This is a genomic window from Intrasporangium sp., from assembly GCF_035688975.1.
Classification (GTDB): Bacteria; Actinomycetota; Actinomycetes; order Actinomycetales; family Dermatophilaceae; genus CALMNV01.
The window spans coordinates 1-22,718 of record NZ_DASSMH010000122.1; the positions used below are offsets into that span (position 1 = coordinate 1).

A 22,718-nucleotide genomic window follows, 5' to 3' on the forward strand; every position below is an offset into this window, starting at 1 on the left:
GGGACGTCCGCCTCGGGGAACATCTCCTTGAGCGGGACGTACGCGCCGTGGTCGAGGCCGCGCGACTCGTCACGCTTCACGGCGTGACCGGTCGTGCCGAGCAGCTTGGTCACGTCGTCGGCCAGATCGGGCGCCCCGGGAGCGTCGTAGGTGACCTCGTAGTAGTGACGCGGGAAGCCCCAGAAGTCGTAGACGAGCGGCGCGCCGGTCGTGGTGCCGAGGGTGGTCGGCGCGTCCTCCCAGTGCGCCGACACGACCAGGACGTTCTTGGGCTTGGCGAGGGACGCCGACCAGCCGGCGAGCTCGGCGGTCCAGCGCGCGTCGTCGGCGAGGGGCGGCGCGCCGTGGCTGAGGTAGAGAACCGGGGTCGACATGCGCGGGATCCTTCCGAGTGATTGAAGAATAAACTATCATCGAAACGCCGGGAGGGTCAACGGCATTCCCGAGCAGGTATGCCGTGTCGCCAACCTTCGACACGCACGACAACCGGGTCGAGGTCCTGGGGGCGTCGCGGAGGGAGCAGCCCCCTGGGACACCGTGACGGGTCATCGTGAGCCGTCCGGCGCCCAGCGGGCTGGCCCGCCGGAAAACCGGGCGACTCGTGTCGGTGGCAGGTCATAAGGTCTGGGCAATGACCTCCGCCCAGCTCGAGTCGCGGCGGGTGGTGGCTCCGGCCCCACCGCCCGGTGCACATCGCACGGTCGACTGGCGACGCCTGCGCAACCCGGTGTCGGCGTGGGCGCTGGTGGCCTGTGCCGTCGCCGCGGTCGGCAGCTCCCTCGGGTCGCTTCTGGCTGGGCGCCTTGCGGAGCACGCCACCGCGCCGCTCGTGGAGCTGCTCGCGTTGTGCGTGGTCGGGGCCGCGCTGCTCGACACCACTGGCCGCACCCTGTGGGCGGGCTCGGTCGACCGGGCCGAGGGCCGGCTGCGCGCCGATCTGCTCGACGCGGCGCTGCACCAGCCGTTGCCCGCACTGAACGACCAGGCGGTCGGCGAGGTGTTGGACCGGGTCGACGACGACACCCACGAGGTCGGCACGTTGCTCCGGCAGAGCGCGTGGCAGGCGATCCGCACCGTGCTCGCCTCGGGCCCGCTGTGGGTCGTCGCCGGCACGACGTGGTGGCCGGCCTTCTTCCTCTTCCCGCTGGCGGGGATGGCCACCGTGGCCGTCGTGCGTCCCCTGCTGCCTCAGGTCTCGGCGCGGAAGGTGGAGGAGGAAGCCGCCTGGACCGACCATGCCGCGGCGCTGGAGGAGGGGGTCGCCGCGCGCGACGACCTGCGCGCCAGCCTCGGGCAGGCCCATGCCGTGCGCCGGTGCACCGAGCTGGCCTCTGCAGTGCACACCCGCTTCGCGGTGGTCCTCGAGCTGGAGAGCCGGATCGGCCGACGCACCGGCACCCTCCTGCACGGCGTGCTCGCCGGCACCGCGCTGGTCGGGGTCGCCCTCGTCATGGGCGGCCGCCTCGACACGGCCGCGCTCGTGACGCTCTTCCTCGTGACCACGATGTTCGTCGGCCAGGTGGACATGCTGGCGCGGCACCTGCCCGACCTGCAGGCCGGCTTCGGCGCGGTGCTCAGGCTGCGGGGGCTGCTCGGCGCGGAGCGCGAGCCGGTCGGTGGGGACGGCCTGCCGAGGGGACCGCTGGACGTCGTCTTCGCCGACCTGCACTTCGCCTATGAGGAGGGCCGCTTCGCCCTCGAGCACGTCGACCTGCAGGTCACGGCCGGCACCACGTGCGCCCTGGTGGGCCGCACCGGCTCGGGCAAGTCCACCCTGGCGTCCCTGCTCTCGCGGGCGGTGGAGCCCCGGCGGGGCTCGGTCCTGCTCGGCGGTGTGGACGTCCTCGACGTCGACCTGCAGCAGCTGCGCTCTGCCGTGGGCGTGGTGACCCAGCGGACGGAGATCCTGGCGGGGACGCTGGCCGAGAACATCACGCTGTTCGAGCCGGTGACGCGCGCCGAGGTGGAGAGCGCGGTCGCCGAGCTCGGGCTCGACGACTGGGTCGCCGGGCTGCCCGACGGACTGGAGACGGTGCTCGGGCCCGGCGGGACCACGCTGTCCTCCGGGGAGGAGCAGCTGGTCGCGTTCGCGCGCCTGCTCGTGCGTGACGTGCGGGTCGTGGTTCTCGACGAGGCGACCGCTCGCATGGATCCGGTGACCGAGACCCAGGTGGTGCGTGCCGCCGAGCGCCTGCTGGCCGGGCGCACCGGACTGTTGGTCGCACACCGGTTGTCGACGACGGAGCGCGCCGAGCAGGTGGCGGTGCTCGACGGCGGCCGGGTCGTCCAGCAGGGTCCGCGAAGCAGGTTGGCTTCCGAGGACGGTCCGTTCCGCAGGTTGCTGGCGGCGTCGGCCGAGGTGGACGAGCCGCGGGCGGCGGTCCGGGCAGCGGCCGGCCAGGTCGGGACTGCCCGGCGCACCGGCCCGCCGCCCAGCCCACCGCAGCTCATCCCTCCGCCGGGTCTGGCACGTGCCACCGCGTCGGCGCTGCTGATCGAGCCGCAGTGGGGCCTGGTCAGCGTCGGGCTCTTCCTGGCGGCCGTCCTCACCGGCGCCTTCGGCGCGCTCACCGGCTGGGTCTGGGGCCACCTGGTCGTCGCCCTGCAGAGTGGCGAGAGCCCCACCGGGCTCACCGCCGCGCTCGTCTTCTCGCTGCTGGTCTCTCCACTGCTGCTCGCCGAGGCGTTCCGGCGCTACCCCCGCTGGTGGATCTCGGTCATGCTGCGTGTCCGCTCCGCCGTGCTGGTCGGCCAGACTGCGCAGCACCGGTTGGAGCCGACGCCGCCGGGCGAGGTCGTCGCGCGGAGCATGGACGCCGACCGGTTGGCACGGTATGCCGACCGCTGGGTCGACTTCGTGAACGGCCTCGCCATCGCGGCGGTGACCGCGGCCGCCGCCCAGAGCTGGGTGGCCGGCGGCGTGCTGCTCGTCGTGATGCTGGCCTCCGCGCTCGCGTCGTCCCTGGGTCGCCGCGTGGCCGGCCGTTCCGCCGCCGCGTCCGCCGCTGCGCGGGCCCGCTTCGGCCGGTCGCTGGTCTCGGCGCTGGACTCCGTGCGCACCGTGAAGCTCGCGGCCTCGACGCCGAGCGTGCACGCCCACCTGCGGGCGGTCGACGCCGGCCGGGTCGACGCGGCGGTCCGCGAGCACCGGGTGCAGGCGCTGCTCGACGGCGTCCCCATCGTCCTGGTGCAGGCCGGCGTCGTGGCGGCCTGGGGGCTGCTGGTCGTGGGCCAGTGGGGCTTGGCGACCGCGTTGCTCGTCGCCGGGGCGGTCAACGGCTTCGACTGGTTCGGCCGGGTCGCCGGCTCGGTGATCACCGAGGCGCCGGGGACTCGGGCGTGGATGCGTGCCACGAGCCGGTTGGCCGGCGGCGGTGACCTCATGCGGGTCCCGACCGGGCTCGACCTGGTCCACGGCGTCGCTCCGCCTCCCGGTCCGGTGCCACGTGAGCGGCTGCGCACCCTCCAGCTCGTCGGCGTCACCGCCGTGCACGACGACGGGACGCTGGGCGCCACCGAGGTGGACCTCACGGTGGACGCTCACGAGCTCGTGCTGCTCCTCGGGCAGGTCGGGTCGGGCAAGTCCAGCCTGCTGTCTGCGCTGGCCGGTCTCGTCTCCAGCACCGGGGAGATCCGGTGGAACGGTGAGCCGGTGGCCGACCCACAGACGTTCCTGCGTCCCGGCCAGGTCGCCCACGTCGCGCAGGTCCCGCGGGTGCTCTCGGGCACCTTCACCGACAACGTGCGGCTCGACCACAGCGACCGTGCCGTGATGCCGGCGCTGCACGCTGCTCGCATGGCCCCCGATGTGCAGGCCGCGGGTGGGCCCGACGCGCTGGTCGGCCATCGCGGCGTCCGGCTCTCCGGTGGCCAGGTGCAGCGGTTGGCGCTTGCCCGCGCGCTGGCCTGCGGCGCCGAGCTCCTGCTGGCCGACGACGTGTCCTCCGCCCTGGACTCCGCGACCGAGATCGAGCTGTGGACGACGTTGCGAGAGCGCGGCGCCACCGTGATCGGCGCGACCTCCAAGCGGGCCGCCCTGGCGCAGGCCGACCGGGTCGTGGTGCTCGTCGAGGGCCGGGTCACGGCCGTGGGCCCGTGGTCGCAGCTGGCCGACAGCTGGGGACACCTCGCCGGTTGAGCCTCGGTCCAGCGACGGCGCCCGCGGGCGCGGCAGGCTGCGACGCGGGCGAGCGGGAGGACCCTGCGGTTCGGCCAGGTGGCAGAGTGACGTCTTGTGACGGCTGCGATGCCCCTGCTCGGCTTCGGCCTGCCGGTGTCGGGGTGCTGGGCCACCCCGGGCACCATGCGTCGCATCGCCCGTCGCGCCGAGGATCTTGGGTACGCGTCGCTGTGGACCTTCCAGCGCGTGCTCTACCCTGCCGACGCCGAGCTCGACTGGGCGCACCGCGCGGTGCATGACCCGCTCGTCGCGCTCGCGCACGTGGCCGGGCACACCGACCGGATCGGGCTGGGCACGGCGACCATCTGTGCGCCGTTCACCGCGCCCGCGCTGCTCGCCAAGGCGCTGGCGTCGCTGGACGTGCTGTCAGGCGGCCGGCTCACCGTCGGGCTCGGAATGGGCTGGCTGCCGCAGGAGTATGCCGCCGCCGGCGTGCCCTTCGAGCGGCGGGGACAGCGGATGGATGAGTACCTGCGCTGCCTGGAGGCGTTGTGGACGCGGGATCCGGTCGAGTTCGCGGGCGAGTTCTACCTGGTGCCGCGCTCGCACGTGGGCCCGCTGCCGGTGCAGCGACCGCACCCACCGGTGCTGCTCGGCGGCACGGCTGCGGCCGCGCTGCGCCGCGCGGGGCGGCTCACCCAGGGCTGGATCGGCAGCAGCCGGCAGGACCTCGCCCGGATCGGCACGTGCGTCGAGACCGTGCGCGACGGCGCGCGCGAGGCCGGGCGTGATCCGCACTCCCTGCGGATCGTCGTGCGCGGCGTCGTGGACCTGGTGGACGACGACCCTGGCCGGCTGCGACGACCCCTGCAGGGGACGCGCGAGCAAGTGCTCGCGGACCTCGACGCACTGGGTGCGCAGGGCGTCACCGAGGTCTTCTTCGACCTCAACCTCTCGCCCCGGGTCACGGCCCCCGGTGTCGACGAAGGTGAGGCACGTGCCTACGCAGAGCGCGTGCTCGACGCGTTCGCGCCGGCGAACGCGTCGAGATAGCGCGCAGTGGGCGATGAGTGCGCGGTCATCCGGGGGGGCCGTCCGCTTCTCAACTTGGCTGCTCACCAGCGGCATTCGCGTCGGCGTCACTGCGGGCGGCCCACCCGGTCACGCCGACGACACGCAGCACGAGCACCCGCACGAAGGGCTGATCGCGATACTGCGCGTACCGGCTCGCCAACAACTCGGCCAGGGCCGCCTCACGGCCCGGCGGTGGGTCAGCCTCCCACCGGAGCTCGGCACGCACCCACCACAGCCGCGACCAGTCCTCCCGGTCCCAATGGTCGACCAGCAGGACCGCCCGCGGGTCCGCCTCAAGGTTCCGCTCCCGTTGCAGCCGCCAGGACGACTTGGGCTTCACGAGGTCGACGGGCACACCGACGAAGTCGTCCGCATCGATGACGAAGACGACGGGCACCGCGTCGACGCCCCGACTCGCGTGCACGGTGCACAGGATCCCGTGGTCGCGCTCGGCCAGCCGGGCCCTGGCCTCCCCGGCCGCGAGCCTCATCGGTGTCGAGCCGTGGACGTGGACCTGGGCGTGGGTGTCATCGTTCCTCGGTATGCCGCGGCGTCGCCTGCTGTCCGCGCCATCGTAGGTCGGCGGACGCAGGTGAGCGGCTCAGACGGCATACGGCCTGTCGGAAGCGGCGGCGGTCCGGCGGCTCCCGAGCCGGCCGTTGTGGTCCTACCATGGGCGGATGCCGCGGCAACAGCATCGCCACGATGTCGCCCTCACGGCCGAGGACCGGGTGGCGCGATGAACCCAGCCGTCTGGGTGGAGCGCCACGGTCGGCGGCGACCGGAGGACCCGGCGCTCGCCGAGGGCGAGCGGGTCCACGCCACCTGGGGCGCGTGGGCCGCGCGGACCGCGGGTGCCGGCACCGGCCTGCGCGAGCAGTTCGGCCTCACGCCGGGCGACCGCGTCGCCATCGTCATGCGCAACCGCCCCGAGTACCTCGAGGCGCTGTTCGCCATCTGGCATGCCGGTCTCGTCGCCGTGCCGGTCAATGCCCGGCTCCACCGCGACGAGTTCGCGTACATCCTCGAGCACAGCGCCTCGAGTGTGGTGATCACCGACGAGGACCACGCCCCCGACCTGGAGTCCCTTCTCGGGACGGTCGCGTCGCTGCGGGCGGTGGTGGTGGCCCCCGGGGAGCGGTGGACCCGGCTCGCGTCCTCACCGACCGCGCCGCCCGTCGACATGCGGCCGGAGGACCCGGCCTGGCTGTTCTATACGAGCGGCACCACGGGGCGGCCCAAGGGGGCCACGCTCACCGCGCGCAACCTGCTGATGGCCTCGCTGAGCTACTTCGCCGATATCGACCCGGTCAGCCCGCAGGACTCCATCCTTCACGCTGCGCCGCTCTCGCACGGTTCGGGTCTCTACGGGCTGCCCCACGTGGCCCGCGGGGCGGTCAGCGTCGTCCCGGCGTCCGGCGGCGTCGACGGCGACGAGATCGGTGCGCTGCTGCGGCACTGGCCGGGCATGTCGTTCTTCGCCGCGCCCACCATGGTCAAGCGGCTGGTCGGGGACCCGGCCGTGGTCGCAGCCGCCGCGTCACGCCTGAAGACGATCATCTACGGGGGCGCGCCGATGTACCTGGCCGACCTCGAGGACGCCCTCACGGCATTCGGCCCGCGGCTGACCCAGATCTATGGGCAGGGCGAGTCACCGATGACGATCACCGCACTGTCCAAGGCGGACCACGCCGACCGCAACCACCCGCGGTGGCGGGACCGCCTGCAGAGCGTCGGCACCCCCCGCACCGACGTCGAGGTCCGCGTCGTCGACGGCGAGGACCACGTCCTGCCGGTCGGTGAGGTCGGTGAGGTGTTGGTCCGGGGCGACGTGGTCATGGCGGGATACTGGAACGATGCCAAGGCCACCGCAGACGTGCTGCGGGGAGGCTGGCTGCACACCGGTGACGTCGGCAGCTTCGACGCCGATGGATACCTCACCCTGCGGGACCGGTCGAAGGACCTCATCATCAGCGGAGGAATGAACATCTACCCCCGGGAGGTCGAGGAGGCGCTCATGCGCCACCCGGGCGTCCGGGCAGCGGCCGTCGTCGGACGCCCGGACCCGAGGTGGGGCGAGTCGGTGATCGCCTTCGTCGAGGCCATGGACGGTGCTGCACCCCCGTCGGTCGAGGAGCTCGACCAGACCTGCCTGGAGCACATCGCCCGGTACAAGAGGCCCAAGGACTACCGCTTCGTCGGCAGCCTGCCGACCAACAACTACGGCAAGATCCTCAAGCGCGAGCTTCGGCAGCAGGTCCGTTCCGAGGGCGAGGACCCGCGCCCGCGCTGACCAGGGACCCCGCTGACCAGGGACCGCGAATTGACCACTCCCCTAAACCGCGGCGCCCTGTTACTGTCGCCGCAGCCGGTCGCAGGCGCGAAAGTCCAATGCCGACAGCAGCCTCGGGCGGCACCCCCGTGACAACGTCGTCAGGAGGCAGTCGGTCATGAAGCTCGCCCTGTATCTGCCCAACTTCCGTGACAAGGTGACGGTCAAGGAGCTCGAGGACCTCACCGCTCTTGCCGAGGAGCTGGACTTCGACTCTGTGTGGACGCTGGACAGAATCGTCGTGCCGGAGGCTTCCGACCGCGAGGAGCTCCAGTACGCCTTCGGAATGATGCAGGAGTTCCCGAAGTCCCTGCCTGTCTCCTCCCGCGGCCAGTGGTTCCAGGGCTGGCCCCTGATCCCCTGGCTCGCGGCGAAGACGTCGAAGGTGCGCATCGGGATGAGCATCATCGACACGCCCTACCGGGCACCGGGGGTCCTCGCCGCCGAGCTGGCCACGGTCGACCACCTCTCCAATGGCCGGCTCAACGTGGGTGTCGGATCCGGGTGGATGCCGGAGGAGTTCGCGGCCGCGAGCGCGTCACACATCTTCCCCAGACGGCATACGCATGTCCGCGAGACGATCGAGATCATGCAGGGCATCTGGACGAACGAGCTGTTCGAGTACCACGGGGAGTTCGCCGACTTCGACCGGTGCGGGTTTGGCGCCAAGCCACTCCAGCAACCCCACCCGCCGATCTACTTCAGCGGCCTGAGGGACCCGAAGCGCTCGGCTCACCGCATCGCGACGTACAACCTCGCCGGCTGGATCGGCATCCAGGACACCCCGGAGGAGCTCGGGGGCTGGCGCGGCGCGATTCAGGAGGAGCTCGCGAAGCTCGGCAGCCCGGAAGCGATGGACGGGCTCGAACTCTGCAGCATGTACTGGTTCGTCATCACCGACGACGAGAGCGACCAGACGCCGGCCGGCAAGGGCAGCAACATCCTCATCGGGACCAAGCAGCAGATCACCGACAACCTCAAGCGCCTCAAAGAGGTGGGGCTCACCATGCCGCTCATCTGGCCGCCGTTCACGGACGTGCCCGTGTCCAAGACGCTCGACGATCTGAAGGTGCTGAGGGAGGAGATCCTGCCGGACGTCGAGGCCATGTGACCGCGGCGGCGGCCTGACCTCCCTGCGAGCCGGACCTGCTGGTCGGGGTCGTGACACGCACTGTCGAAGCCGACTACCTCGTGGTGGGGGCCGGCGCCATGGGGATGGCCTTCACGGATGCGCTCATCGACCACGCCGACGTACGCGTGGCCCTGGTCGACCGTCGCCACAGCGTCAGCGGGCACTGGATCGAGGCGTATCCCTTCGTGCGCCTGCACCAGGCCTCCGCCTTCTACGGCGTCGCATCGCACCTGCTCGGCGGCGGCCAGCTGCAGCAGCGCGGACCGGAGGAGGGCCTGCAGGAGCGGGCCTCCCAGCCGCAGATCTGCGCCTACTACACGCGGATGCTGGAGCGGATGCTGGAGTCGGGCAGGGTGGAGTTCTTCCCCAACAGCGAGTACGTCGGCGACCGTGCGGTCGTCTCTCGCATCTCGGGCGAGCGGGCTGAGGTGCCCGGGCGGTGCCGGATCGTCGATGCTCGCTACCTGGCTCCCAGCATCCCTGCGGAGAGGCCGCCGCCGTTCGGGGTTACCGAGGACGCCCGGGTGCTGCCGGTGGGCGACCTCGCACGACTGGAGGAGGCGCCGAGCCAGTACGTCGTCGTCGGGTCGGGGAAGACCGCGACCGACGCGTGCATCTGGCTGCTCTCGCGCGGCGTGGACCCCGATGCGATCTGCTGGGTGCGGCCCCGCGACCCGTGGATGATGAACCGGGCGGTGGTCCAGCCGGACCCCGCCATCTTCCTGCGCATGGCCGCCGACACCATGCAGGCAGCCCAGGACGCGACCTCGCTCGAAGAGCTGTTCCTGCGCCTCGAGGAGGCCGGCATCATGCTGCGCATCGACCGCACGGTCATGCCGACGATGGCCAAGACGCCCACCCTCGCCACGTGGGAGCTGGAGCAGCTACGGACCCTCGAGAACGTGGTGCGACGAGGGCACATCCAGGCCGTCGACCGGGGCAAGCTCACCTTCGCCGACGGACCGGTCGCCGTCGCGCAGGACGCCGTCGTCGTGCACTGCGCGGCGGACGGGCTGAAGTACCCTCCGCTGGTCCCCGTCTGGCGCCCCGAGGCGATCACCTTGCAGCCGATCAGGGCCGGCTTCCCCTGCTTCGGTGCGGCACTGAGCGGATACGTCGAGGCCACCCGCGATGACGACGATGAGAAGAACCGGCTCTGCCCGCCGTCGCCGTACGGCAACTCGATGGCGCAGTGGGCGAGGATGAACGTCCTCGGTACCCGGGCCGCTATGTCCTTCTCGTCCGAGCCCGACGTCAAGGAGTGGTCCAACCAGGTGGCGCTCAACCCGGCGCGGATCCCGCCCGGACATCCCGGATCGGCGGCATTGGACGACGCCCTCGAGCGTCTGGCGGCGCACACCCGCCCGGGACTGGCCAGGCTCGCCGAGCTGATGTGAGCGGATCTGGCCACGACCGGGCTGCGTCACCCTGTGGATCAAGTCCTTTGGGTGAAGGCCGCGCGAGCTGGTCGATGGGACAACGGTGCAGGCGTGGGTCAGGGCGACGGAAGTCGGTCGAGTGCCGCGAGGTCGTCCCGGTCCACGTCGCGCAGCTCATACCCGGAGTGGAAGAAGCGTTGCGCCTCGGCGGTGAAGCAGGGCACGGCCAGGGCGCCGATGCTTCCCATGGTGAAGAAGGACCGGGGGAGCTCGTGCCAGCCACCGGCGAGGGCTGCCTGTCGGGCGTTGCCCTGCGCATCCAGTGTCAGCGGATGCACGTCCACCCAGCCTCTTCCGGGGGCCGCCAGCTCGACACGGGTCGGTCTCCAGTCGGTCTCGATGGCGTAGCCGAGGCCATGGAGCGCGGTCAGCACGTGGTGCTCGAAGGCGCTGTCGATGTCGAGGTCGACATCGCGATGGGCCCTGGTCTGCCGACCCACGAGCGCATCGATTCCCCAGCCTCCTTCGAGCCAGTAGCGGCAACCGACGCTCCGTACCGCCGCCACGATGGTCAGCAGCTGCTCGAGGTCCATCCCGCCCTCATGCTTCACAAAAGGATTGTGTCCGAAGAACCCGGGAAAACTCCTGGGGCCGACGGGCGCCTGATCGACAAGGACGTCGCGATCGGCGGCGCCGGCACGGGGTTCTAGCACCAACGTTGTATTGCTTCTGGTACTTGGGGCGGGGGACTGTCGAATCACCCTACCGGGGAGCAGCACACCCTCAGCTTGCGGTCCACGAGGAGACTTCATGAACAGGTTCGCCGCGATTGGCATCTCCAGCGCCACGCTTGCGATCGTCGTTCTCAGCGCGAGCCCGGCCTCGGCGAGCGGGGGTGGTGGATCGTCTGGCACCTGGCCGGCTGCCTTCCCGTTGCCGACCGACCCGGGCACGTTGCTCTCGCAGAGCGAGACCACGGCTGTGGTGAGGTCGACCGACCAGGTCAGCGTCGTCCAGGCCAAGCTGGACGACCTGTACGTCACGAAGCTGGGTTGCACTCGCACCCTCGGGGTGAACAGGCCGAGGGACTACCTCTGCTACAACCCCGCGACGGACAAGTCCGACGAGGTGCTGTTCACCTTCGCCGCGCTCGACGCGACGCCGACCGATCCCTCCGTCTCGGAGATCAACGCCTTCTACGTCCGAGGCTGACAAGTCCACGTCGCCGCGGTGCGCTGCACCCACGACTCCGACCCTGAGTCAGCGTGGGCAGGCTGACGGTTCGATCCGCTCCGCCCACAGCGCGGCGTCAGGGCTCCCGCCCAGGCGCGCCAGCGCGGACGTGTCGACCAGCCAGTGCCACGCCACCCGCAGCACCTGGGGGTCGGCCGGATCCGAGAGCGTGTCGGGCGAAGGAACGCCCACGGTCGGCCAAAGGACGCGAGCCCAAGGCGGTGAACGGACCCCCACCTTGGTTGCACGAGCGTGGCTGGCGGGCAGCGGACCATAGGGACGACGGGCCGTTTCGGCCCGTCTGCCGCAGCGGGGCGGCATACCCCTCGAGACCGTGAGGACAGCCGGGCACGGACCGATGCGACTGCGGCGCAGTCCTGCTGTTACGGTCGAGCCGCGTCCACGCCGGAGCAGCGACGAATCCGCTGCACGTGGGCTGCGGAGAGACGGTAGGTGCACCATGGCTGCAGGCAAGGGCCGCAAGCTCGTCATCGTCGAGTCGCCCGCGAAGGCGAAGACGATCGCGGGCTACCTCGGCGGCGAGTTCGACGTCGAGGCGTCGGTCGGGCACATCCGCGACCTGCCCAACCCCTCCGAGCTGCCGGCGGAGATGAAGAAGGGCCCCTTCGGCAAGTTCGCCGTCGACGTCGAGCACGACTTCGCCCCCTACTACGTCGTCGACCCGGACAAGAAGAAGAAGGTCGCCGAGCTCAAGCGCCTCCTCAAGGACGCCGACGAGCTCTACCTCGCCACCGACGAGGACCGCGAGGGCGAGGCCATCGCCTGGCACCTCCTCGAGGCGCTCCAGCCCCGGGTGCCGGTCAAGCGGATGGTCTTCCACGAGATCACGCGCGAGGCCATCCAGCGCGCCGTGGGCGAGACCCGCGAGCTCGACACCGCGCTCGTCGACGCCCAGGAGACCCGCCGCATCCTCGACCGGCTCTACGGCTACGAGGTCAGCCCCGTCCTCTGGCGCAAGGTCCGCCAGGGCCTCTCGGCAGGCCGGGTCCAGTCGGTCGCCACCCGCATGGTCGTCGAGCGCGAACGCGAGCGGATGGCCTTCGTCCGCGCGTCCTACTGGGACGTCGAGGGCGACTTCACGCCGGGCGGTGCGGCCCAGCAGTTCACCGCCCGGCTCACCGCGGTCGACGGGTCCCGGGTCGCCTCCGGACGCGACTTCTCGGATGCCGGCGAGCTCGTCGGTCGGGGCGCGGTGGCCCTCGACGAGGCGCTCGCGACACGGATCGCCCAGGCGATGTATGCCGCGCCCGTGGCCGTCACCGACGTCCAGGAGAAGCCGTACACCCGCCGGCCGTCCGCCCCCTTCACGACCTCCACGCTCCAGCAGGAGGCGTCGCGCAAGCTGCGCATGAGCTCGAAGAACGCGATGCGCGTGGCGCAGCGGCTCTACGAGAACGGCTACATCACCTACATGCGCACCGACAGCACGACGCTGTCGGAGGCGGCGCTCACCGCGGCGCGCAGCCAGGCCCGCGACCTCTACGGCGCCGACTACGTGCCGGACAGCCCGCGCCGCTACGAGAAGAAGGTCAAGAACGCGCAGGAGGCGCACGAGGCGATCCGCCCCGCCGGCGACCGCTTCCGGTCCCCGGCCCAGGTCGCGGGTGAGCTGAGGGGCGAGGAGTTCGCGCTCTACGAGCTCATCTGGAAGCGCACCGTCGCCTCGCAGATGGCCGACGCGCGCGGCTCGACCGCCACGGTGCGCCTCGCCGCCGACACCGGCGTCGAGGGCGCGCAGCGGGTCGAGTTCAGCGCGAGCGGCACGGTCATCACCTTCCGCGGCTTCCTCGCGGCATACGAGGAGGGGCGTGACGACGAGGCCACGGCGCGCGCGCAGGCCTCGGAGGAGGAGCGCCGGCTGCCGAAGCTCAGTGCGGGCGTGCCGCTCACCGTGGTGCGCGCCGAGGCCGACGGCCACGAGACCACCCCGCCCGCGCGGTTCACCGAGGCGACCCTGGTCAAGGCCATGGAGGAGCGCGGCATCGGGCGACCCTCGACGTATGCCGCGACCGTCGGCACCATCCAGGACCGCGGCTACGTCTTCACCAAGGGACAGGCGCTCGTCCCGACCTGGCTGGCCTTCGCCGTGACCCGGCTGCTCGAGGAGCACTTCGGCGAGCTCGTCGACTACGACTTCACGGCCTCGATGGAGGAGGACCTCGACCGCATCGCCGGCGGCGAGGAGCACCGCGTCGAGTGGCTGCGACGCTTCTACTTCGGCGACGAGGCGACCTCGGCCGAGGGGCTCAGGCACCTCGTCGACGACCTGGGCGAGATCGACGCCCGCGAGATCTCGACCATCCCGCTGGGCGACGGCATGGTCGTGCGCGTGGGTCGCTACGGCCCGTACGTCGAGGAGATCGTGCCTGCCGGGGTCGACCCCCAGACGGGGGAGGTGACCGACGAGGCCGCCGGCACCACGCCGCGGCGGGCCACCATCACCGACGACATCGCGCCCGACGAGCTGACGCCCGCGCGCGCCCGCGAGCTGCTCGAAGCCGCGGCTGACGACGGCCGGGTGCTCGGCACCGACCCGGACACCGGTCGCGCCATCATCGCCCGCGCCGGCCGCTACGGGCCGTACGTCACCGAGGTGATCGAGGACGACGGCGACGGCGCCGCCCCGAAGGGCAAGGGACCCAAGGCCAAGCCGAGGACCGCGTCCCTCTTCGCGGGCATGGAGCTGTCGACGATCGACCTCGACACCGCGCTGCGGCTGCTCAGCCTCCCGCGAGTCGTCGGCACCGATCCCGAGGGCGTGCCGATCACGGCCCAGAACGGCCGATACGGGCCCTACCTCAAGCGGGGCACCGACTCGCGCTCGCTCGCCTCCGAGCAGCAGCTCTTCGACATCACGCTCGACGAGGCGCTCGCCATCTACGCCCAGCCCAAGCAGCGGGGCCGCGCCGCCGCCGCGCCCCCCCTGAAGGAGCTCGGCGAGGACCCGGTCAGCGGCAAGCCCGTCGTCGTCAAGGACGGCCGGTTCGGTCCCTACGTCACGGACGGCGAGACCAACGCGACGCTGCGCAAGGACGACGACCCCGAGTCGATCTCGCCCGAGCGGGGCTTTGAGCTGCTCGCCGAGAAGCGCGCCAAGGGGCCGACGACCCGCAAGCGCGCCGTGAAGAAGGCCACGAGGACGCCGGCGAAGAAGGCCACCGCCAAGGGCGCGACCAAGGCCGCGACGAAGCGGGCGCCCAAGAAGGCCTGAGCCCGGCGTTCGCCTCCGTCGTGCCGCCCCGCACCTGGGGGTGGGTGAGAGGCTGACGACATGGCAACCGTGGTCTTCGTGCACGCCCACCCCGACGACGAGGCGTCCCAGTCGGCCGGCTCCATGGCGCGGGCGGTGGCGGAGGGACACCGTGTCGTGCTCGTCTACGCCACGCATGGCGAGCACGGGGAGGCGCCGGACGACCTCGCGCAGGGCGAGACCGTGGCCGACCGGCGACGGCTTGAGGCGGCGCGCTCGGCGGAGGTCATCGGCACCCACCGCGTCGTGTGGCTCGGCTATGCCGACTCCGGCATGACGGGGTGGGCCCAGAACGACCACGAGCGCAGCTTCGCGAGGGCGGATCTCGACGAGGCCGCCGGTCGGCTCGCGGACGTCCTGCGCGAGGAGTCGGCCGACGTCGTCGTCGGCTACGACTGGCACGGGGGCTACGGCCACCCCGACCACGTCAAGGTCCACCACGTCACCCACCGGGCGGCCGAGCTCGCCGCCACACCACGGGTGCTCGAGAGCACGATGAACCGCGACGTCATGCGCGCCCAGTTCCTGGCGGCCCGGGCGGCCGGAGCCGAGATCGACTGGGACCCGGACGGGCCGATGGACGACGGCAACCCCATGGGTACGCCCGAGGCGGAGCTGCACTGGGCCTGCGACGTGACGGCATACATCGGCGTCAAACGAGCGGCCCTCGCCGCCCACGCCAGCCAGGTCACCGACGTCGGCGCCATGCTGAGCATCCCGGAGGACGGGTTCGCGATCGCATTCGGGGTCGAGCACTACCTCGAGCCGGCGCGCGCGCCGGGCATGGTGCGCGGCTGGTTCCTCGACCCGGCCGAGCTCGTGCGGTGACCCTGCGCACGATTCCGATCGTGGGGTCTGATCCGCTGCCGGGCCTTGACCCTCACGCGGCGTGAGGCAGGACGCTGGTTCCATGACCGAGAGGGCGCGGGTGATGAGCACCTACACGGTGGGCCGGGTGGCCGAGCTGCTCGGCGTGACGGTGCGGACGCTGCACCACTACGACGAGATCGGCCTGCTCGCCCCGAGCGACCGCTCGCGGGCGGGCTACCGCCTCTACACCGACGCGGACCTGACGCGGCTGCAGCAGATCGTCGTCTACCGGCGGCTGGAGCTGCCGCTCGACGAGATCGCCGCGCTGCTCGCCGACGGGGCCGACGCGGCGGACCACCTGCGTCGCCAGCGCGCGACGGTCATGTCCCGGCTGGGCGAGCTGCAGGAGCTCGTCGCGGCCATCGACCGAGCACTGGAGAGAGAGATGGGCAACCAACCCGCCACCCCGGAGGAGATGAAGGAGCTGTTCGGAGACGGCTTCGGCGACGAGTACGAGCAGGAGGCGCAGGAGCGCTGGGGCGACACCGACGCGTGGACCCAGTCGGCGGAGCGGACGAGGCGCTACACCAAGGCCGACTGGCAGCAGGTCAAGGCGGAGATGGATGCCGCCCACGAGGCCTTCGCGTCCGCCAAGCGGGCGGGGCTGCCGCCGACGAGCACCGAGGCCATGGACGCGGCGGAGCAGCACCGCCAGCACATCCACCACCGGTTCTACGACCTGTCCCACGAGGCGCACCGGGGCCTGGCTGACCTCTACGTCTCGGACGCCCGCTTCACCAAGACCTACGACGACGTGGAGCCCGGGCTGGCGGCATACGTGCGGGACGCGATCCACGCCAACTCGCACCGCCACGCGGGCTGACGCCGGCGGACGCCGGCTGACGCCGGCTGACCGAAGAGTGGGCGCGCGCCGGAGCAGGGCTGGCCGGGCCCTAGGCTTGGACCATGCGAGTTGGAGTCTTCGGAGCGACAGGCCAGGTGGGCGGCGTCATGCGCGCGCTGCTCGAGGAGCGCGACTTCCCGGTGGAGCAGGTGCGGTTCTTCGCCTCTGCCCGGTCGGCCGGCACCACACTCACCTTCAAGGGCCAGCAGATCACCGTCGAGGACTCCGCGACGGCGGACTTCACCGGCATCGACATCGCACTCTTCTCCAACGGCGGCGCCGCGTCCAAGGAGCTTGCTCCCAAGGTCGCCGCGGCGGGCGCGACGGTCATCGACAACTCGAGCGCCTGGCGCAAGGACCCGCAGGTCCCCCTCGTCGTCTCCGAGGTCAACGCCGACGACCTCGTCGACATCCCCAAGGGCATCGTGGCCAACCCCAACTGCACGACCATGGCCGCGATGCCGGTGCTGAAGCCGCTCCACGACAGCGCGGGCCTCGTGCGCCTGCACGTGAGCAGCTACCAGGCCGTGTCGGGCTCGGGCGGCAAGGGCGTGCTGGAGCTCGACAGCCAGCTGCGCGGGGCGTATGCCGCCGGCGACCCCACCGGCCTCGCCCTCGACGGGCGCGCGGTCAAGGTCCCGGACCCCACCGTGTATGCCGTGCCCGTCGGCTTCAACGTCGTGCCGCTCGCCGGGTCGCTCGTCGACGACGGGTCGCTCGAGACCGACGAGGAGCAGAAGCTGCGCAACGAGTCGCGCAAGATCCTGCACCTGCCCGACCTGCGGGTGTCCGGGACCTGTGTGCGCGTGCCCGTCTTCACCGGCCACAGCCTCGCCGTCCACGCCGAGTTCGAGCGGGACATCACGCCGGCCGACGCGCTCGACCTGCTCAAGAACGCGCCCGGCGTCATCGTCACCGACGTGCCCAACCCGCTCGAGGCCGCCGGACGCGACGAGGTCTTCGTCGGCCGCGTCCGCTCGGACCAGGCGGCGCCCGAGGGCAAGGGTCTCGTCCTCTTCGTCGTCGGCGACAACCTGCGCAAGGGCGCCGCGCTCAACGCGGTCCAGATCGCCGAGGAGCTCGTCCGGCGCCGCTGAGTCGCGGCCGCGCCGATCAACTGGCAGATCAGCTGGCGGTTGCTGCTGCCAGGGCGACACCTCCCGCCAGTTGATCCGCCAGTTGATCGGCCAGCTGATCCGTCTGGTGATCCGCCACGGGAGACCGCGGGCGCGGCAGGTCTCCGGGCGTCGGGGCTGACGGTGGGTTCGCATAGGCTCGGACCCGTGACGAAGCCGGAAACGCCCCACCTCGGGCAGGACTCCAGGGCCTCCACGGCGCCCGGGCTCTTCCTGTGCTTCGAGGGCGGCGACGGCTCCGGCAAGTCGACGCAGGTGCGCCTGCTGCGCGACGCGCTGACGCGCCACGGTCGAGACGTGCTCGTCACTCGGCAGCCGGGCGGCACCCCGCTGGGAGCGCAGATCCGCGACGTCCTGCTGCACGGCGACCACGTGTCGGCGCGGGCGGAGGCGCTGCTCTTCGCGGCGGACAAGGCCCACCACGTCGACGAGCTGATCCGGCCGGCCCTGGCGGTCGGGACCGTCGTCATCACCGACCGCTACACCGACTCCTCGATCGCCTACCAGGGCGCCGGACGAGATCTCGGCGCCGACGACATCCGCGCCCTGCAGCACTGGGCCGTCGGCGGCCTCTTCCCCGACCTCACCTTCGTGCTCGACGTGCCTGCCGAGGTCGGCCGCGAGCGGCGGGGAGAGGTCCACGACCGGCTCGAGTCGGAGGCTGACGGCTTCCACGACGCGGTCCGGCAGGGCTTCCTCGACCTCGCCGCGCAGGCCCCCGACCGCTACGTCGTCCTCGACGGTCGCCTGCCCCCTGAGGAGGTGCACGCGGCCGCGCTCGCCCGGGCAGAGGAGCTGCTGGGGCGGCGCCGATGAGCGTCTGGGACGACCTCGTCGGCCAGCAGCCGACCGTGGAGACGCTGTCACAGGTGGTCCGCGACCCCTCGGGGATGACGCACGCGTGGCTCTTCACCGGGCCGCCCGGCTCCGGGCGGTCCAACGCGGCACGGGCCTTCGCCGCCGCCCTCCAATGCCCCCACGGGGGCTGCGGCACGTGCCACGAGTGCCGCACGGCGCTCGACGGCTCGCACGCCGATGTCGACGTCGTCTCGACGCAGGGGTTGTCTATCAAGGTCGCGCACGCCCGCGAGCTGGTGCAGCTGGCGGCCATGCGGCCGTCGGTGGGCCGCTACCGGATCATTCTCATCGAGGACGCCGACCGCCTCACGGCCTACACCGACGCCCCGGCCAACGCGCTGCTCAAGGCCCTGGAGGAGCCCTCGCCCCGCACGGTGTGGATGCTCTGCGCGCCCTCGCTCGAGGACGTCATCATCACGATCCGCTCGCGCTCGCGCCACGTGCGGTTGCGCACGCCTCCCGTCGACGCGGTGGCGGATCTCCTCGTCAGGCGGGACGGGGTCGAGCCGGAGATGGCGCTGTATGCCGCCCGCGCGGCCCAGTCCCACATCGGCCTCGCGCGTCGCCTCGCCCGGGACGAGCACGCCCGGATCCGCCGCCATGACGTCGTCCGGATGGCGACGAAGATCCTCGGCGTGGGTGACGCGATGGGTGCCGCTGCCGACCTGGCCCAGATCGCCGACGAGGAGTCGAGCGCGACGTCGGCCGAGCGTGACGCGGCCGAGCGCACCCGCCTCCTCGAGACGCTGGGGGCGGACCCCACGGCACGCACCCAGCCGCCGCACATCCGCTCGCAGCTGGTCGTGCTGGAGAAGGAACAGAAGACCCGGGCCACCCGGCACGCCCGGGACATGATCGACCGGTCCCTGACCGACCTCGCGTCGGTCTACCGCGACGCCCTGCTGCGCAGCCTGGGCTCCGAGGTCGACCTCATCAACCCGGACGCGGTCGACGCCGTCCGCACGCTGGTGCGCGCCCTGCGGCCCGAGCAGCTGCTCGCGGCCCTCGACGCCATCAGCGAGGCGCGCGACCGCATCAACGCCAACGTGACGCCCCTGCTCGCCCTCGAGGCGATGGCGCTGCAGCTGCGCCTGCCCCGCGACCACGGGGGAGCCTGACCGTGCGGGGTACCCAGCCGCTGCAGCCGCTGCAGCCGCTGCCGCCGTTCCAGCGGCGCTGGCGAAGCGGGACCGCTCTGGCCGCCGTGCTCGCTGTTGTCCTCCTCGCCGCCGGCTGCACCTCGCCCGACCCGGTGCCTCTGCCCGCGGCGTCCGCGGGCGCGGTCACCTCGCCCCCCGGGCTCGGGCTGGCCCGCTACTATGCCCAGCGCCTCGCCTGGTCGCGCTGCGGCGGCGGCGCCGAGTGCAGCACGCTCACGGTCCCGCTCGACTACGAGCACCCCGCGTCGGGCGACATCGGCATCAAGGTCCTGCGGGTGCCGGCAGGTGACCAGCGGCGCAGGGTCGGCTCGCTCCTCGTCAATCCGGGAGGCCCGGGCGGGTCGGGCACGGCATACGCCCGGTCCGCGGACCGCATCGTCGGCGCCCCCGTGCGCGCGTACTTCGACGTCGTCGGCTTCGACCCGCGCGGGGTGGGCGGCTCCGCCCCGGTGGACTGCCTGAGCGACCCCGAGCTCGACCGCTTCCTCAGCGTGGACCCGACGCCGGACGACGCGGGGGAGGAGCAGCAGCTGCTCGAGGCGGGCACCGCCCTGGCCGCGGGCTGCTCCGCCCGCAGCGGACGGCTGCTGCCCCACGTCTCGACCACCGACGCGGCCCGGGACATGGACGTGCTGCGCGCTGCGCTCGGCGACGCGAGGCTGAGCTACCTCGGCAAGTCCTACGGCACCTTCCTCGGTGCGACGTATGCCGACCTGTTCCCGCAGCGCGTCGGCCGGGTCGTCCTCGACGGCGCCCTGCCTCCGGACCTCACGAGCGAGGAGCTGGCCGAGGGCCAGGCCCGCGGCTTCGAGCTCGCGACCCGCGCCTACCTGCAGCGCTGCGTCGACGACGGCGACTGCCCCGCCGGCGACTCCGTGGACGCCGGGGCGCAGTGGCTGCGCAGCCTGCTCCACCGGGTGGACGCCGCGCCGCTGCCCTCCGGTGACCCGGCCGTGCCCCGGCTCGGCGAGGCGTGGGCCTCCTACGGCGTGGCGCAGGCGCTCTATGACCGGGGCTCCTGGAGCGTCCTCACGCAGGCCCTGCGGGCCGCGGCGGCGGGCGACGGCAGGCCCCTGATGCAGCTGGGTGACGCCTACGCCCGGCGCACCCCCGGCGGGAGATACACCAGCACCATCATGGAGAGCATGTATGCCGTCAACTGCCTCGACCGGCCGGACGCGCCTGACCTGGCGACCTACCGCGCGCGAGCGCAGCGCTTCGCGGCCGTCGCGCCGACGTGGGGCGGCCTGCTCGCGTGGGGGTCGGTCCCGTGTGGGCACTGGCCGGCGCGGGGCGGCACCCCACCGCACCGGGTGGCCGCGGCGGGCAGCGCCCCGATCGTCGTCCTCGGCACCACCCGTGACCCGGCGACGATCTACGAGTGGTCCACGCGGTTGCGTGACCAGCTCGACAACGCGGTCCTCGTCACCTTCGACGGCGACGGGCACACGGCATACCGGCGCGCGAGCTCGTGCGTGGACGACGCCATCGACACCTACTACGTCTCGGGACAGACGCCGGAGGACGGACTGACATGCTGAACGACCCACCGCCCCCGGCTCTGCCCGAGGAGGCCGCCAGGCCCCCACGACCCGGGAGCCGGGTGCGCCCGCTGACGGCCGCGGTCCTGGCCCTGGTCCTGGTCGCCGTCGTCGCGCTCGCGGTGTGGGCGTGGGCCGCCCGCGCCGGCGACCCGGGCGGGGGGCCGCCGGCGGCCGCCGCCACGTCGGCCACCCCGTCGCCGAGCCGGGCCACGACCGGCGCGGGCGCGCCCGGCTCGGCGACCCCGCCCGCGCCGGCGAGCACCGACCATCCGCCGGCGCTCGCCACCTACTACACCCAGGGCCTGGCCTGGCAGCCGTGCTCCGACAACCCCAAGCACGGCTGCGCGACGATCAAGGTGCCGGTCGACTACGCCAAGCCCGGCGGCGACACCTTCGACCTTGCGCTGCGCAAGGCGCCCGCCCTCGGCCCCGGTCCCAGGGTGGGCTCGCTGCTGTTCAACCCCGGCGGACCGGGGGTCGCCGGGCTGCAGTACGTGCGCTTCTCGTCGGCCGTGTTCACCAAGCCGGTGCGCGAGGGCTACGACCTCATCGGCTTCGACCCCCGAGGCATCGGAGAGTCCGGCGCCGTGAGCTGCCTCACCGACGCCGACATGGACCTGCTCTTCGCCGACGACCCGACCCCCGACACCCCGGCGGAGCGCACCAAGCTGCTGGCCGACGTCGACGGCGTGACGTCCCGCTGCGCCGCGGCGGGCGGTGAGCGGGCGCGGCACCTGTCCTCCACCGAGGTCGCCCGCGACATGGACATCATCCGGGCGCTCGTCGGCGACCCCAAGTTGAACTTCCTCGGCGTCTCCTACGGCACCTTCCTCGGCAGCCTCTACGCGGACCTGTTCCCGCAGCGGGTCGGCCGCATGGTCCTCGACTCCGCCATGTCGCCGAACCAGACCGACCTGCAGGAGATGGACTACGACATCCAGGGCTTCGAGTCGTCCATGGATGCCTTCCTTGCGTGGTGCACACCCCGCAGTGACTGCGCGCTGGGCGGCGACCGGGCCCGCGCCAAGGACCGGCTCGTCGCGCTCCTCGACAACGTCGACCGTATGCCGCTGCGCACGAGCCGGGCCGGCCTGCCGACGGTGGGCGAGGGCTGGGTCGGCTTCGCCATCTTCATGGCTCTCTACTCCGACACGTCGTGGCCGACGCTCAACAGGGGCCTCACCGAGGCGCTGACCAAGGGCACTGGCGAGATCCTCGTCGCGTTGGCCTCCAGCCACACGGAGCGCAGGTCCGACGGGCACTACGACAAGAGCTCCTACCTGCAGGCCATCCTCCCGGTGCGGTGCGCCGACTGGCCGCGCACCGCCGAGACCCCGGCCCTCAAGGCAGCTCAGGCCAGGGCAAAGGCGGCGCACCCCCTCTGGGCCCGGATGACGGGGGAGCTCTACGACAACTGCCGCGCCTGGCCAGCGCCCGGACGGACCCCGAAGGGGGGCCGGCTGGCGGTCGGGGCCGGGCCGATCCTCGTCGTCGGCAACCTGCGCGACCCGGCCACGCCCATCGGCGGCACCAAGCAGCTCGCCGCCGACCTCGCCTCCGGTGTCCTCGTCACCTCGGACCACAGCGGTCACGGCGCCTACAACTCCGGCAGCTCGTGCATCGACGACATCGTGGCCGCCTATCTGCTGCGGGGGACGGTGCCTGCGGACGGCCGCGCCTGCTGACCCGTCCGTGGGACCGCGACCCAGGCGCGGCGCTGAGGCGGCGCTCAGGCGGTACCGGGGCGGCGCTCGGGGGCTGCGGC

17 protein-coding genes are annotated in these 22,718 nt (G+C 72.4%); 14 read left to right on the plus strand and 3 right to left on the minus strand.

The window, feature by feature from the left end:
- Positions 1-374: class III extradiol ring-cleavage dioxygenase (locus tag VFJ94_RS12970; protein ID WP_325004636.1), on the minus strand; the 374-nt coding region annotated here is incomplete at its 3' end.
- A 257-nt stretch (positions 375-631) separates the two neighbouring features.
- On the opposite strand from VFJ94_RS12970, the gene VFJ94_RS12975 reads away from it, so the two are divergent.
- Both VFJ94_RS12975 and VFJ94_RS12980 read left to right on the plus strand, forming a co-directional pair.
- Positions 632-4,138, plus strand: a complete 3,507-nt coding sequence (locus tag VFJ94_RS12975; protein WP_325004637.1) for an ABC transporter ATP-binding protein — start codon at positions 632-634, stop codon at positions 4,136-4,138.
- A 96-nt stretch (positions 4,139-4,234) separates the two neighbouring features.
- Positions 4,235-5,173: a TIGR03619 family F420-dependent LLM class oxidoreductase gene (locus VFJ94_RS12980; RefSeq protein ID WP_325004638.1), complete on the plus strand. Its 939-nt coding sequence runs from the start codon at positions 4,235-4,237 to the stop codon at positions 5,171-5,173.
- A gap of 49 nt (positions 5,174-5,222) precedes the next feature.
- Here the strand turns inward: VFJ94_RS12980 and VFJ94_RS12985 are convergent, their stop codons facing one another.
- The gene (locus tag VFJ94_RS12985) at positions 5,223-5,684 is read right to left on the minus strand and encodes a pyridoxamine 5'-phosphate oxidase family protein (protein WP_325004639.1); all 462 of its coding nucleotides are present in this window, start codon (positions 5,682-5,684) and stop codon (positions 5,223-5,225) included.
- A gap of 249 nt (positions 5,685-5,933) precedes the next feature.
- Between VFJ94_RS12985 and VFJ94_RS12990 the strand changes: the two genes are divergently transcribed.
- The 3 genes from VFJ94_RS12990 (at position 5,934) to VFJ94_RS13000 (ending at position 10,055) form a co-directional block, all read left to right on the plus strand.
- Positions 5,934-7,487: an AMP-binding protein gene (locus VFJ94_RS12990; protein WP_325004640.1), complete on the plus strand. Its 1,554-nt coding sequence runs from the start codon at positions 5,934-5,936 to the stop codon at positions 7,485-7,487.
- 157 nt (positions 7,488-7,644) lie between these two features.
- Positions 7,645-8,637 (plus strand): LLM class flavin-dependent oxidoreductase, encoded by a 993-nt coding sequence (locus VFJ94_RS12995; protein WP_325004641.1) that lies wholly within the window; start codon positions 7,645-7,647, stop codon positions 8,635-8,637.
- A 50-nt stretch (positions 8,638-8,687) separates the two neighbouring features.
- Positions 8,688-10,055: a pyridine nucleotide-disulfide oxidoreductase gene (locus VFJ94_RS13000; protein WP_325004642.1), complete on the plus strand. Its 1,368-nt coding sequence runs from the start codon at positions 8,688-8,690 to the stop codon at positions 10,053-10,055.
- A gap of 98 nt (positions 10,056-10,153) precedes the next feature.
- Here VFJ94_RS13000 and VFJ94_RS13005 read toward each other — a convergent pair whose 3' ends face one another.
- Positions 10,154-10,648 (minus strand): nucleotidyltransferase domain-containing protein, encoded by a 495-nt coding sequence (locus VFJ94_RS13005; protein ID WP_325004643.1) that lies wholly within the window; start codon positions 10,646-10,648, stop codon positions 10,154-10,156.
- 199 nt (positions 10,649-10,847) lie between these two features.
- Here VFJ94_RS13005 and VFJ94_RS13010 point away from each other — a divergent pair, with 199 nt between their 5' ends.
- From VFJ94_RS13010 to VFJ94_RS13050, 9 genes are all read left to right on the plus strand, one after another.
- Positions 10,848-11,249, plus strand: a complete 402-nt coding sequence (locus tag VFJ94_RS13010) for a hypothetical protein (protein WP_325004644.1) — start codon at positions 10,848-10,850, stop codon at positions 11,247-11,249.
- 481 nt (positions 11,250-11,730) lie between these two features.
- A complete protein-coding gene (gene topA, locus VFJ94_RS13015) occupies positions 11,731-14,502 on the plus strand; it encodes a type I DNA topoisomerase (protein ID WP_325004645.1) in 2,772 nt (923 codons plus the stop codon).
- Between the two features lie 60 nt (positions 14,503-14,562).
- On the plus strand, positions 14,563-15,369 hold the full coding sequence (locus VFJ94_RS13020) for a PIG-L family deacetylase (protein ID WP_325004646.1): 807 nt from the start codon (positions 14,563-14,565) through the stop codon (positions 15,367-15,369).
- Positions 15,370-15,451: 82 nt separating this feature from the next.
- Positions 15,452-16,234 (plus strand): MerR family transcriptional regulator, encoded by a 783-nt coding sequence (locus tag VFJ94_RS13025; protein ID WP_325004647.1) that lies wholly within the window; start codon positions 15,452-15,454, stop codon positions 16,232-16,234.
- 83 nt (positions 16,235-16,317) lie between these two features.
- Complete coding sequence (locus VFJ94_RS13030) at positions 16,318-17,352, plus strand: aspartate-semialdehyde dehydrogenase (RefSeq protein WP_325004648.1); 1,035 nt, start codon at positions 16,318-16,320, stop codon at positions 17,350-17,352.
- 186 nt (positions 17,353-17,538) lie between these two features.
- Positions 17,539-18,207: a dTMP kinase gene (gene tmk, locus VFJ94_RS13035; RefSeq protein WP_325004649.1), complete on the plus strand. Its 669-nt coding sequence runs from the start codon at positions 17,539-17,541 to the stop codon at positions 18,205-18,207.
- Positions 18,204-19,367 carry a DNA polymerase III subunit delta' gene (locus VFJ94_RS13040; protein ID WP_325004650.1) on the plus strand — a complete coding sequence of 388 codons (1,164 nt, stop codon included), beginning with the start codon at positions 18,204-18,206 and terminating at the stop codon, positions 19,365-19,367. The genes tmk and VFJ94_RS13040 overlap by 4 nt, the downstream gene beginning before the upstream one ends.
- Before the next feature lie 2 nt (positions 19,368-19,369).
- Complete coding sequence (locus VFJ94_RS13045) at positions 19,370-20,950, plus strand: alpha/beta hydrolase (RefSeq protein WP_325004651.1); 1,581 nt, start codon at positions 19,370-19,372, stop codon at positions 20,948-20,950.
- Positions 20,944-22,638 (plus strand): alpha/beta hydrolase, encoded by a 1,695-nt coding sequence (locus VFJ94_RS13050; protein WP_325004652.1) that lies wholly within the window; start codon positions 20,944-20,946, stop codon positions 22,636-22,638. Before VFJ94_RS13045 ends, VFJ94_RS13050 begins: the two co-directional genes overlap by 7 nt.
- Positions 22,639-22,718 lie beyond the last annotated feature (80 nt).

Excerpts from the sequence above, each read along its gene's own strand:
- VFJ94_RS12975 (WP_325004637.1), top strand. The coding sequence starts at position 632 with ATGACCTCCGCCCAGCTCGAGTCGCGGCGGGTGGTGGCTCCGGCCCCA.
- VFJ94_RS12985 (WP_325004639.1), bottom strand. The coding sequence starts at position 5,684 with ATGAGGCTCGCGGCCGGGGAGGCCAGGGCCCGGCTGGCCGAGCGCGAC.
- VFJ94_RS12990 (WP_325004640.1), top strand. The coding sequence starts at position 5,934 with ATGAACCCAGCCGTCTGGGTGGAGCGCCACGGTCGGCGGCGACCGGAG.
- VFJ94_RS12995 (WP_325004641.1), top strand. The coding sequence starts at position 7,645 with ATGAAGCTCGCCCTGTATCTGCCCAACTTCCGTGACAAGGTGACGGTC.
- VFJ94_RS13020 (WP_325004646.1), top strand. The coding sequence starts at position 14,563 with ATGGCAACCGTGGTCTTCGTGCACGCCCACCCCGACGACGAGGCGTCC.
- VFJ94_RS13025 (WP_325004647.1), top strand. The coding sequence starts at position 15,452 with ATGACCGAGAGGGCGCGGGTGATGAGCACCTACACGGTGGGCCGGGTG.
- VFJ94_RS13010 (WP_325004644.1), top strand. The coding sequence starts at position 10,848 with ATGAACAGGTTCGCCGCGATTGGCATCTCCAGCGCCACGCTTGCGATC.
- topA (WP_325004645.1), top strand. The coding sequence starts at position 11,731 with ATGGCTGCAGGCAAGGGCCGCAAGCTCGTCATCGTCGAGTCGCCCGCG.
- VFJ94_RS13030 (WP_325004648.1), top strand. The coding sequence starts at position 16,318 with ATGCGAGTTGGAGTCTTCGGAGCGACAGGCCAGGTGGGCGGCGTCATG.
- VFJ94_RS13050 (WP_325004652.1), top strand. The coding sequence starts at position 20,944 with ATGCTGAACGACCCACCGCCCCCGGCTCTGCCCGAGGAGGCCGCCAGG.
- VFJ94_RS13040 (WP_325004650.1), top strand. The coding sequence starts at position 18,204 with ATGAGCGTCTGGGACGACCTCGTCGGCCAGCAGCCGACCGTGGAGACG.